7 protein-coding genes are annotated in these 12,698 nt (G+C 37.4%); 4 read left to right on the forward strand and 3 right to left on the reverse strand.

Translation table 11 applies throughout. The features are described from left to right. Positions 1 to 104 precede the first annotated feature (104 nt). The 4 genes from A3EM_RS0100635 (at position 105) to A3EM_RS0100650 (ending at position 10,017) form a co-directional block, all read left to right on the forward strand. Positions 105 to 2,447: a GH92 family glycosyl hydrolase gene (locus tag A3EM_RS0100635; RefSeq protein WP_245576478.1), complete on the forward strand. Its 2,343-nt coding sequence runs from the start codon at positions 105 to 107 to the stop codon at positions 2,445 to 2,447. Between the two features lie 230 nt (positions 2,448 to 2,677). Next, positions 2,678 to 4,345, forward strand: coding sequence for a hypothetical protein (locus A3EM_RS0100640; protein WP_157637691.1), 1,668 nt, complete (start codon positions 2,678 to 2,680; stop codon positions 4,343 to 4,345). 79 nt (positions 4,346 to 4,424) lie between these two features. After that, a complete protein-coding gene (locus tag A3EM_RS0100645; protein ID WP_020526221.1) occupies positions 4,425 to 5,741 on the forward strand; it encodes an alpha-L-fucosidase in 1,317 nt (438 codons plus the stop codon). 241 nt (positions 5,742 to 5,982) lie between these two features. Next, positions 5,983 to 10,017: a hybrid sensor histidine kinase/response regulator transcription factor gene (locus A3EM_RS0100650; protein WP_026210018.1), complete on the forward strand. Its 4,035-nt coding sequence runs from the start codon at positions 5,983 to 5,985 to the stop codon at positions 10,015 to 10,017. Positions 10,018 to 10,175: 158 nt separating this feature from the next. Here A3EM_RS0100650 and A3EM_RS47395 read toward each other — a convergent pair whose 3' ends face one another. The 3 genes from A3EM_RS47395 to A3EM_RS0100670 all read right to left on the reverse strand — a co-directional run bounded on the left by A3EM_RS47395 (position 10,176) and on the right by A3EM_RS0100670 (position 12,695). Beyond that, on the reverse strand, positions 10,176 to 10,319 hold the full coding sequence (locus A3EM_RS47395) for a hypothetical protein (RefSeq protein ID WP_020526224.1): 144 nt from the start codon (positions 10,317 to 10,319) through the stop codon (positions 10,176 to 10,178). A 47-nt stretch (positions 10,320 to 10,366) separates the two neighbouring features. Continuing rightward, positions 10,367 to 11,713, reverse strand: a complete 1,347-nt coding sequence (locus tag A3EM_RS0100665) for a sugar porter family MFS transporter (protein ID WP_020526225.1) — start codon at positions 11,711 to 11,713, stop codon at positions 10,367 to 10,369. 103 nt (positions 11,714 to 11,816) lie between these two features. Continuing rightward, the gene (locus A3EM_RS0100670; protein WP_020526226.1) at positions 11,817 to 12,695 is read right to left on the reverse strand and encodes an alpha/beta hydrolase; all 879 of its coding nucleotides are present in this window, start codon (positions 12,693 to 12,695) and stop codon (positions 11,817 to 11,819) included. Positions 12,696 to 12,698 lie beyond the last annotated feature (3 nt).

Below are 12,698 nucleotides of genomic sequence, written 5' to 3' on the forward strand. Positions count from 1 at the left end.
TTCAGATTTTAATCCTATTTTATTAAGCACAAGTACTCTCCCACCCAACATCAAATAATTTCACGGTTAATTTTGGTTTACTACTAAAGAGAAAATACATGAAAATGAACAAATTATATACCCAAGTTTTAATATACCTTCTTTTTGGTATAATAAGTTCTTGTACACAGAAAGTAAAAACTGGAGATAATTTTACAGCGCAAAAATCATTTACAGCAATGGTTTATCCTGCTCTCGACACGGAAAATTCCAGATGGTTTTTCTTTTCATCGGCAAGCAGGCCATTTGGCATGGTAAATCTGAGCCCAGATACGGAAATTGATGGTGCATGGGGAAGCGGCTACAGATATAAAACCGATACTATAAAAGGATTCAGTCATATACATGCATGGCAAATGGCCGGAGTATCAATGATGCCAGTTACCATTTCTGAAACCAACAAAAACACGGTTTATCAGGACTTCTACTCAAAGTTTAGCCATGAAACCGAAAAAATATCACCAGGATATCATTATTTGGAACTTGAAAGATATCAGATTAAATCAGAATTAACCAGTACAACCCGAGTAGGATTCCATCAATATAGCTTTCCCAAAGACGCTCAGGCTGCTATCTTATTTAATCTCAATACTGTGTTAGGGCCTTGTGAAAACATTGATGGAAAATTAGAAAGGTCTGGTGACAATGAACTTTCGGGAAAAGTGGTGATGAAATCTACACACAGAAGGCCAAAACCATTAACCGTATTCTTTAAAGTAAAATTAAATACGAAAATCAGTGCTATTGGCGAAGATGAAAAAACGGGAAATTATCTGGTAAACCTCAATAGTCCCAAAGAAAAAGTATTGATGAAAGTTGGAATTTCCTATACCTCTATAGAGAATGCCAATCAAAACATTGTGGAGGAATTGCCAGATTGGAATTTTGATGAAATTGTATCCCAGTCCGAAAAAGAGTGGAACAATTTATTGGGCCGAATAAAAGTTGAAGGCGGAACAGAAAATGAGCAAAGGAGATTTTATACAGATTTGTGGCATGCACTACAGGGAAGAAGGATCATAAGTGATGTCAATGGTGCTTATCCGGATAATTCGGGAGAAGTATTTAGAATAGGACAATTACCCCTCGATGAAAATGGAAGTCCTAAATTTAATCACTATAATTCTGATTCATTTTGGGGCGCCCAATGGACTATCAATACCCTGTGGGGGCTTGTTTATCCTGAAATCAAAAAGGAGTTTGTCCATTCACTTTTACAATATCAGAAAGATGGTGGTTTAATTCCCAGAGGACCATCCGGAGGAAATTATACCTATGTAATGACAGGTTCATCCAGTACTCCTTTTATTGTAAGTGCCATTCAGGAAGGCTTAATTACCGAAGACCTAGAAGATATTTATAAAGCCCTGAAAAAGAACCACATGGCTGGTGGTATTATGGAAAAGGCCGGTTATGAACATCATACTAATTCAGGCGGAGGCTTTAAATATTATTTGGAAAAGGGTTTTGTTCCCTACCCTATACCAGAAGGAAATTTTGGTGGACATCAGGATGGCGCAGGCCTTACCATGGAGTATGCCTATCAGGATTGGACACTTGCCCAACTGGCTAAAAAGCTGGGGCATCAGGACGATTACAAGTATTTTAAAACACGTTCTGAAAATTTTAAAAATGTTTACGATAAATCTTCTGGATTTATGCGTCCTAAAAATGTAAATGGGGAATGGTTTGAAAATTTCGATCCTTACCAATACAAAGTAGGATTTGTAGAGGCCAACAGTGCTCAGGCTACCTGGTTTGTACCCCATAATTTAGAAGGCCTGGCGGAGCTAATGGGTGGACCTGAAGAAGCAGTAAAAAAATTAAATGAGCAATTTGAAACAGCAGGTAAATTAGGATTTACGGCCGGGACCTCTCATGACCTTGAAGAACATCCTGAATACAGGAAAATACCCATTAATTATGGAAATCAGCCATCTATACAAACAGCATTTGTTTTTCATAAAATAGGCAGACCGGATTTAACCCAATATTGGAGTCGTAATGTGGTGAACAAAACCTTTAGTGGTTTATCTCCATCCACAGGTTATAATGGAGACGAAGATCAGGGATTAATGGGAAGTTTAGCTGTTTTAATGAAAATTGGGCTATTTCAAATGAACGGTGGTGTAGATGAAAATCCAGAGTACCAGATAGGCAGTCCGGCTTTTGATAAAATTACCATTGACCTGAATCCAGACTACTATTCTAATGCCACATTTATTATAGAATCTATTCACAATAGCCAGGAAAATGTTTATGTAGAATCGGTGCAGTTAAATGATCAGGCAGTGGAAGGTTTTTTTGTTCAACATAGCCAAATTACAGCAGGTGGAAAGCTAGTACTTCAAATGACAAAAAATCCTAAAAAGGATATTAATAGGGCTGAGATCAATCATAAATTTTAAGCTATTCAGGATTTGAATTTTCATGCCCTGGCAAAGGGCATGCCTGTAATATTAAAGAAAGCATTAGTGCCCCCTAACAAAAATTGTGGAAAATAACACAAAAAATGACTTCATATTATTTGTTTATTGCCAATAGGATGAGGCTGCCTAAAGATAGAAATTTGAAAGGATGAATTTAAGCTTTCATTACATTCCATTGAATAGAAGCAGGTGGTGCAAAAAAATTGCTTATGAGGGTTAAGAATATAATAAGGTACTTTGTAATTATCCCATTTGGATTATTGATGTTATTGATCGTATTCAATAACCATCAGCTTAAATCACAGGTTTTTGGCCCGATCAATTATCGTGACGTTGAAATGAAACCAGGGAATATACCTGTACCCCACAAAAGAACATATCACTGGAATACGGAATCGACATTTGCCGACAGTATTTACCACACTATTGCGGCAATGCCTATAACAGAGGAGATGCTATTTAAAAAGGGGAATACCACCAGGATTCTTTTAGCCAGATTAATGCTAAGGAAAAATATTCCTGAAGTAAATGATATTTTACAAAAAATGACTGTTTGGGGAAATTGTGGCTCATCTTGGTTTATGAATCCCAAGGGTGATTATGATTTCCCACTTACAATATTTACTACCATACTTTGGAAATTTGGAGATAGTCCTGAAATTATTTATCCCGAAACCCAAAAACATTTATTAAATGTACTCTTGTCTGAAGATGGTGGTAAATTCAGCTACACAGTTCCCAAAACTGTTGGACTTGTTATGGAAACCGAAAATCATATGTTGATGACAGAAGGCTCGAGGTTCCTAAAGAACAGGTGGCTAAGATTGCACGGAAATTCTGAAAGCTACTATGACAATGTGCAAAATGGTATGGAGGAAAAACTTTTATATCTATTGGATGAAATGAAAACCAATGGCTTATACGAATTTAATTCCATTCCATATTTGGGATACACAATTACTGCCTTACTCAACTTAGAAGCTTTCGCTTCCCAAAAGGTGAGCCAGGCAGCCAGGGATGTGCTCGATTATATTAACTGGAGCTATGCCTTGAGCAGCCTCAATTTGAAACATTTTCCACCGATGCGTAGAAGGTATGAAAAAGCCAGTATCCGGGAACTCACCACAGATTATCACTCAGCTTTTATAAAATCCTGGCTAAGCTATTCAAACATTAAAAATTATGATAAAAATGTTGGAGTGGCCGGTATCCATGCTCTGATGGGCGCATGTATGCCTTATCGTCCGGCAGACCGATTTGTTGAGATGCTATTTGATAAGCAAGAAGGCTATTTTGTACGCCAGGGCCATGGGCCAAAAGCTTCACCGGAAATCAGCAGTGCAGGAAAGAATTTCCTGATAAGTGCCGGAGGTGTGAACAGGGGAAAAAGATCTCAGATTGTTGCCAGACCTATCTGCCTTTTTCTTAATGATAGTACCGAACATTTGTCAGAAGTAATTCACCTTTCAGGTCCGGGCAATGATTTTATGCAATGGAACAATACTGGAGTTTATCAAAATTTTGGCTGCGCAGCGGGTCCTGTTTTTGTTCCTCAGCATTTACAGGCAGTGGCCCGGGAAAGAAACTGGTCTTCATATTCTGGTGCCAACGATGTAGCCATAGTGGTATATTCCTTTGAAAACTTTGGATTAATAGCAGTATTTGAGGGTATTGATCCTTCAGTCATTTTTGCTAAAGTTTTAAAAGAGAACCCCGATCCTGAGAAACTAAATAATGAATTTAAGTTTCCTGGTGGTCCGTTGCTGAAGTACGATGTAAAAGCAGAAAAAAATCAGTGGGTAATGACAGAAGAGAATGGCCGGAAATTTAACAGAGATTTTGATTCCTTGCCATTAATTGAAGGGGAATTTAAATAAGTGCCATAAAGTATCTACACATCCATTCATTGAAATAGGTTAGCAATAAAATTTAGTTAGATATCATAAAAATAAAACCATGATCAATTGTAAAAAATACCTTCTTTCGGTTCTATTAAGTTTATTAAGTATTTCTGCCTTTAGTCAGCTAAAAAACATACCCGAATTAGAGGAGGATTTTATGGATATGGGTTTCGGAATATTTATCCATTGGAGTATGGATTCCCAGTTGGGAAGTGTAATCAGTCACTCTATGGTTGGAGCTTCAGAAGATTATGTGCAACGCTACATGAACGAGCTTCCCAAAACCTTTTACCCTGATAAGTTTGATCCGGACGAGTGGGCCAGGTTATTTAAATTAACAGGAGCAGAGTATGTAGTGTTTACAACCAAACATCACAATGGGTTTTGTATGTGGGATACCAAAACTACGGATTTTAATATTATGAATACTCCTTATGGAAAGGACATTACCGGGATGCTGGTCAATTCGTTACGGAAGTATGATTTAAAAGTAGGTTTTTACTTTTCTCCGGAAGATTTTAGTTTTATAAATCAACAGGGCCATTTGATTTCAAGAAAAGGACCGATGACTCAGGTTACCGAAAATGAAGAATTATTTGAATATTCTAAAAAACAACTTGACGAATTGTTTACCAATTATGGCAAGATAGACATCACTTTTTTTGATTCTTTTTCAAATAAAAACCTGGTCCAGTATGTCCATTCTAAATATCCGGATATTGTAGTCACCCGAGGGGAAATGGAAACACCCGAGCAAAAAATACCTGACGGACCAATGCCAGGGCCATGGGAAACCTGCATGACTATGGGCACCCAATGGGCCTACAAGCCAACCAACGAGGAATACAAAGACGGTAAGGATCTGATAAACAAACTGATAGAAATTAGAGCCAAGGGCGGTAATTTCCTGATGAACGTTGGTCCCAAACCTAACGGGGAGATTCCCATCGAGCAGGAAGAGCGTCTGCGCGAAATAGCCCTCTGGATGTTTGTGAACAATGAAGGGATCAAAAGCGTGAGAACAGTGCCTTCCAGGATAAAAGAAGGCGATTTATGGTTTACGAAAGCCAAAGAAGAAAACACAGTTTATGTTTTTATAACAAATCAGGAAAATTGGTTTAAAGGTTTCAGAAGGAATTTTTTGCTTAAAGAAATAAGGGCCACAGAAAAGACCGAAATATCTGTTTTGGGACAGAATGATCTGGTGGTGGAATATTGGCCGGAAAACACTCCAACTTCTCATTTAAAACAACATGATGCCAGCTTAGAAATTTCAATAAGTAGAGCTCAAAGGGTTTATAACAACAAAATCTGGCCAAACGCAGTGGTGGTTAAGCTAACCAATATAGAATTTGTTCAACCTCAAAACTGAAAATACTTACCTAAATAAAGAACATTGATGAAGTCAAAATTGTAATTAAAGAGCAGTGCAGTGTCATTATTTTAATGGCACTTATGGTAAATAGCGTTTCCATGCATTCATCTGTTAAAAAGTACTTTCTGAATTACGAATAAAAACTTTGAATTACTTTTTTATTACTTTCGAAGTTTGGTAGGAAATAGAAAATAATTGGTTTTAGTTGAAAAACTTTGGTGGGTAAAGCAGCATACAAATGAAACAAGTTTTAGTCCTAATCTTTTTATTTATTTTGTCAATTTTATCAGCTGAAGCCCAGCAAATAAAATTTGAACATTATAATGATAAAGATGGACTTTCTCATAATTCCATTCGGCATATTGTGCAGGATAACCAAGGTTTTATTTGGCTAGGGACATTTTATGGTTTAAACCGTTTTGATGGATTTCAATTCCAAAACTACCTGAGCTTCGATGAAGGAAACAATACATTACATAATGATGATATTACTGTTTTAAAATTAGATAGCGCAACAAATAGCTTATGGATTGGAACGAGAAAAGGGTTGTCTCATTTGCAACTTGACACCCATGTTTTCACGACCTATTTATCCGATGAAAATGACCCCAACAGCTTACCTGACGAAGAAATTCGTGCGGTATATTTAGATAAATTTAAGCGGGTTTGGGTGGGCACAAAAGATTCCGGATTATATTTATTTGAACCTAAAAAAAATACTTTTACAAAAGTTCCACTGGATGGATTTCTTTATGTGAAAGAAATTTTTGAAGACACAAAAGGTAATATTTGGGTCGGGGCTTATAATACTGCGGGGATTGCCAAAATCAGGCTTGGCAGTACAGGTATTATTTCAGATATCGAATATTTCACCTTGAAGATTCCTGGCACTACAGCGGTGAACCCCTATTTAAATTTTATATATGAGGATGAAAAGGGGGATATATTTGCAGGCACAAGGGAAGGACTTTACAAATTCGAAAAAAAGCTCAATACATTTGTCAATTTATACATTGCAGATGATGAAGTGAGGGACAAATTAGGCCCATATTTTTTATGTGTGGCTCAAGCACCGGATGGTAAATACTGGGTGGGCACACTAGGAGGTTTATTGGTTTGTGATGCCCTGGAAGACATCCATCAAGGGAATTTCCAATGGCATTTTTCGGTACTTTCAGAAGACAAATCACTGGTAGACAATCTGGTTTCTGCTTTGTATTTTGATCCTTCAGGTGTGCTGTGGATTGGCACCGAAGATGGCCTGGACAGGTATGATCCATACGAAAATCAATTTAAAATTAATAAGGATATATCGAAGTATATCAATAACCAGGCACCGAGAATCAGGGGTTTTTCAAAGACTAATTTGGAGGAAATAGTAGTGGCCACAAGGCATAATGGCCTTTTTATTTCGACCAATGAGGAATTTGTCCCTCTATTCAATGAAAAGCATGATATAGCCAGTATTTACTCTTATGATGGGATCACCTTTTTTTGTGGACTATGGAATGGGAAAATACTGGTATATGATAATATCCAAAAAAAATCTAAGATATTTGATATTGGTTTAAATTCACCCATTTTCAATTTTATAGAATACGAAGACAATTTAGTGGTGTGCTCCTTTGGTAATGGAGCCATTCTGTTGGAAAAGCAAACTCTAAACCCCTCCCTCCATATTATACCAAATTTTGAGATAAATAAAGTAGCTGTTGATTCAGAAAAAAACTTATGGTTTGCCACGGAAAGCGGGGTGGTAAAATATAATTTAGCCAGAAGGGAAACCACCGAATTTAAAGCAAATAATCAGTCAAATGAGGGCCTTCCACACGATAATGTAAGTGATTTAATTATTGATTCCCGTGGACTGATTTGGGCTGCCACCAGAAAAGGTCTGGGGGTATATGATCCGCAAATCAAGGCTTTTAAACAAAAATCAGAGCCTAAAGAATTGATGGGTAAATGGGTGACAGGTATTGTGGAAGATGCCAGTGGTTATTTGTGGCTCAACATGAATAATAATAAGATTGCCAGATATCATATTGAAAATAATCAGTCAAATATGTACAATGTCAACAGTGGCAATAAACTGGATGTATTTAGCTCCAGTGGCTTTTATAATTTCAATCAATCAAAAATTTATTTAGGAGGGAAAAATGGCGTAATCTATTTTTCTCCTTTGAACATTAAGGAAAATGAGTGGTCGCCCAAACCCATAATTACTGCTTTCAAAGTCAACAATAAATTGGTTTTGCCAGGGGAAAAATTAAATGGGCAAACACCCCTCCAACAGTCTTTAAATTATGCAGGAAAGGTTACGCTTGAATATACCAACAGGAACTTTTCTATTCAATTTTCAAATGTTTCATTTACCAATCAGCGATTAAATAAATTTGAGTATATGCTTGAAGGATTTGATCAGGACTGGATAGAAACCAGTAGTAACTCAAGGACAGTTCAGTATACGAACCTGCCTTCCGGCAACTATAAATTTAAAATTCGCTCAAGTAATAGCGATGGCAAATGGAGTGAGGTCTCCTCCTACAGCATCAAAATATTACCTCCTTTTTGGGCAAGTTACCAGGGTATAGCCATAATCCTGTTTGTATTGAGCCTCATTGCATATTTTACCCGAAAGCAAATTAAATTTCGTGTTCAACTAAAACAAGAGTTATTAACTGAAAAAGTTAAAAGGGAGCGGGATGAAAAACTCAACAATGAAAAGCTACGATTTTTTACCAATATTTCGCATGAACTAAGAACACCCTTATCCTTAATTCTGGGGCCTGTTAAACAGATTTCAGAACATGAAAACAGCAATGATTATATCAGAAGCAAAGCCAATCTTATCAGCCATAGCACTAATAGATTATTAAGGTTAGTCAATCAGATCCTTGATTTTAGAAGGGCAGAAACAGGGGAGATCAAATTGAAAGTAACAGAAGTAGATATATTACCATATACCAATGATATTTTTTATTCCTTTATAGAATTAGCACAATCAAAAAATATTAATTTTAACTTTAATGTAGAAGATAAGTCTATTATATGTTGGATAGACGTAGATAAATACAATAAAATTTTATATAATTTATTGTCTAATGCATTAAAATTCACCAACCCACACGGCCATGTTGATTTGTTTATCGGTGTAAAAGAAAGTGATTCTAAATCACTTTTAATTGAGGTGAGTGATGATGGGATTGGTATTCCTGTAGAAAGCCAGGAAAAAATATTCTCCAGGTTTTATCAGGCCACAAATAGCAAGGACAATACAACAGGCACAGGCATAGGATTATCCCTTGTAAAATCTTTGGTAGAGATTCATAAAGGCAATATATCAGTAAAAAGCTCAATTAATTCAGGAAGTATATTTACTGTAGAATTACCCGTTTCTAAAAATGCATTTGAGACCAGTGAGATATCGAGTTTTATTGCGGAAAAGCAGGAAGAAGAGTGCCTGGACCCTGCCAAACCACTTAGCCCTCCGGGTACTTTTATCGCCCCTAAAACTAATACTGATGTAAAATCATCCGTGTTAATCATAGATGACAATTTAGAACTCCGAAATTATCTAATTGAATTCCTTTCCGGACATTATAAGGTTTATGGAGCAGAAAATGGGAAAGAAGGTCTGGAGATTTGCCGTAAAATAAAACCTGTTCTTTGTGTGGTGGATGTAATGATGCCCGTAATGGATGGGTTTGAATTTGTAAAAGCCCTAAAAAATGATGAAAAAATCAGTCACACAGCCATAGTTTTACTCACGGCTTTAGGGGAGAATGAAAATAGAATTAAAGGATATAAGGTAGGAGTAGACGGGTATTTGGTAAAACCATTTGATCCTTCACTATTAAAATCAAGGATAGATAACATTATTAAAATTCGTTTTGACCTCAAACAACGGTTTTCAGAGGAGACAGAAAGTGATGTAATCAGTCTGGCTCATTCCCAAATAGACATTGACCTGATTTCAAAAATAAAGGAAATAATAGAAGAAAACCTTGAGAATTCTGAACTCACACCTGCATTTCTATGCACCAAATTAGCCCTCAGTTCATCAAAGTTATACAGGAAAATTACCGAGCTTACGGATATGTCTCCAAATGAATTTATAAGGACGATAAGGTTGAAAAAATCGGCATCTCTTTTAAAAACTAAAAACTACAATGTTTCTGAAGTTGCCAATGCAGTAGGCTTCAATGACCCCCTATATTTTAGCAGGCGATTTAAAAAACAATTTGGGTATGCCCCAAGTGAATTGATTAAATAATTTTTTTTCACCTCATTTTTCTGGTTATTCTTCCCTACTGCAGGTTGTTTTGTTTTTCGGCCTCATTAAATCTATCAATAATCGCTACAAATGGTTTAGTACTGGCTTCACCTTTTTGCCACACAATTAAGTTAGGCGGAGGTTTGTGATATAATTCTTCAGGAATAATCCCGATGGTCTTCAGTCCAATAATTTACCCCGGCAGCACCATCCGGGGTAATTACCATTCCCTTGGCATATAATTCTATGTTTATGCCATTCACATGAAAATGATTCCCAAGTGATGCATTTTTTGAGACCATTCATCAGCTTTAATTCTAAGGGATTGACTTCCTCTCAAAGCCTTATTCTAATTCGCAACCTTATTCCCCTTCAACAATTCTTTTTCCAGTTCTTCCAGAGATTTACCTTTGGTTTCCGGCATTACCTTCAGTACAAACAGGAGTTGAAAGACCATGGCAATGGCAAAAAATGTAAAGGCATAAAATCCTCCCTGCTTTAGTTCGGCTACCATGGGGAAAGTCCAGGTGAGCAGTGCTGCCCAAACCCAGTGAGTCAGACTGCCCAGTGCCTGCCCCTTTGCCCGCACAGAATTGGGGAAAATTTCTGCCAAAAACACCCAGATGACAGCCCCTTGGGAAAAGGCAAAAAAGGCAATAAACCCAACCAGGTAAATTAATACCCCATATCCGGAAAAGTTTTCCTGATAGAAAGTAACTGCAGTAAGTCCCAGACAGACAATCATACCTATAGAACCAATTTTCATCAGGGATTTTCTGCCGAATTTATCAATTACAAACATGGCGATGATGGTGAAAACCATATTGGTCAAACCAATGATGACCACCTGAAGTAAAGCCGTGTCTTTGGCCAAACCAGTCATTTCGAAAATTCTTGGGGCATAATACATAATGGCATTGATGCCCGAAAACTGNTTGAAGGTAGCCAANAGAAAAGCCAGCATAATGGGGAAGGAAAACTTCCTGACAAACAGTTTTTCCTTTTNNCCTTCTTTTTCCTGTAACAAACTGTTGGTAATGGCTCCAAAGATTTGCTCAGCCTCTGTGGCAGNGTTTAAACCGGACAAAACCTGTCTGGCTTCTTCATGTCTGTTCTTTTTGACCAGCCACCTTGGGCTCCTTGGGATTAAAAACAGAAAAAGGAAGAATAAAACCGCAGGGACAAATTCCACCGCAAGCATCCATCTCCAGGCTTCATTGGCCACCAGGCTATTGATGAGGTAATTGGAGAAAAAGGCGACCAGAATACCGAAAACGATATTAAACTGAAACATGGCCACCAGCCTTCCTCTGAGTTTGGCAGGGGCAATTTCCGAGATGTACATGGGACCTAAAACTGAGGAAGCACCTACACCCAAACCACCTAAAAAGCGATAAAACAGAAAACCAAACCAGGATTCAGCCAGTCCACTGCCCAATGCGGAGACAGCATAAAAAACAGCCAGCACAATTAAAGTATCTCTTCGGCCGAATTTATCACCCAGCATGCCGGAAAACAGGGCACCAATAATAGTTCCGATCAGGGCAATGGAGTTGGTGAAGCCATGCCAGAAACCATCCAATTCAAAAACTACTTTAATAGACTGCTCGGCTCCGGAAATCACCGCTGTATCAAAACCAAATAACAATCCTCCCAGTGAAGCCACCAGGGAGGACATCAATATTTTCCTTTTCATATTTTTAATTTAATTATTTTACTTATTCTGAAATCATTTTTGAGTCCCAGTGCCATTTTACACCCTGGTCCCGTTTTAAAAATTAATCTATTTCGAATCATGGTTACAATTGAGGTTCTCCTTTAAGGTATTTTAAGGAAATCAAAAATAAATCAGTTTCACGAACAGTCTTGTTGTAATATTCATGACTGTCCTTTTTCTGATTGAAAAATCCATGTTTTTGCCCATCATAAAGATGTAAATCACACCTGCTCCCCACTTCCTCCATTTTAGATTTATAATTTTCAGCAATTTCTACAGGAATCAGCTTATCATTTTTACCTAAAAAAACAATGGTAGGCGGTGCACCTTTTCGGATATTATGGGCAGGGGAAATTTCTTTCCACCGCTCTCCCATTCTTTCATTTTGAAAACCTTCAGGTCCATTGTCAAAAACAGGATTGAATAAAACCAGGGCATTTGGTTTTGAACTGATCTTTAAATCCTCATCAGCTTCATCCAGCCCCGGGCAGTTGCCGCATGCAGCAGCCAAATGACCACCTGCTGATCCACCTGAAGCCACAATTTTTTTTGCGTTAATATTTAATGCTTTGGCATGCTGCCGCAAAAATCTCATAGCGGATTTGGCATCATTCACCGCTTCATATGGAGTGGTTTTATGCCTTGATTTCACTCTGTAATCTGCAAGAACCGTAACCATACCTCTTGAGGCAAAATATTTTGCCTGTGGTTCAAATTGGCTGATGGTTCCCCCATTCCAACCACCACCAAAAAAGAAAATGATTGTTGGGTATTTTTTCGATTTTTTATAATCAGAAGGATACCTCAGGATCATATTAAGGGTATCCTTGCCAATTATTTTATAGGGAATTTCAATGGGCTGTTTCCGCTCAGTATCCCGCTTAATTAAAGCTAAGTCCTGAGACTTTAAATGGCCGGCCACAAATACCAATAAGGTAATCAATCCAATAATCATTTTCATAGT

Source organism: Flexithrix dorotheae DSM 6795, from assembly GCF_000379765.1.
Classification (GTDB): domain Bacteria; phylum Bacteroidota; class Bacteroidia; order Cytophagales; family Flammeovirgaceae; genus Flexithrix; species Flexithrix dorotheae.

Coding starts and splice junctions, on each gene's coding strand:
- A3EM_RS0100635 (WP_245576478.1), top strand. CDS start 105: ATGAACAAATTATATACCCAAGTTTTAATATACCTTCTTTTTGGTATA.
- A3EM_RS0100640 (WP_157637691.1), top strand. CDS start 2,678: ATGAGGGTTAAGAATATAATAAGGTACTTTGTAATTATCCCATTTGGA.
- A3EM_RS0100645 (WP_020526221.1), top strand. CDS start 4,425: ATGATCAATTGTAAAAAATACCTTCTTTCGGTTCTATTAAGTTTATTA.
- A3EM_RS0100650 (WP_026210018.1), top strand. CDS start 5,983: ATGAAACAAGTTTTAGTCCTAATCTTTTTATTTATTTTGTCAATTTTA.
- A3EM_RS47395 (WP_020526224.1), bottom strand. CDS start 10,319: ATGGTCTCAAAAAATGCATCACTTGGGAATCATTTTCATGTGAATGGC.
- A3EM_RS0100670 (WP_020526226.1), bottom strand. CDS start 12,695: ATGAAAATGATTATTGGATTGATTACCTTATTGGTATTTGTGGCCGGC.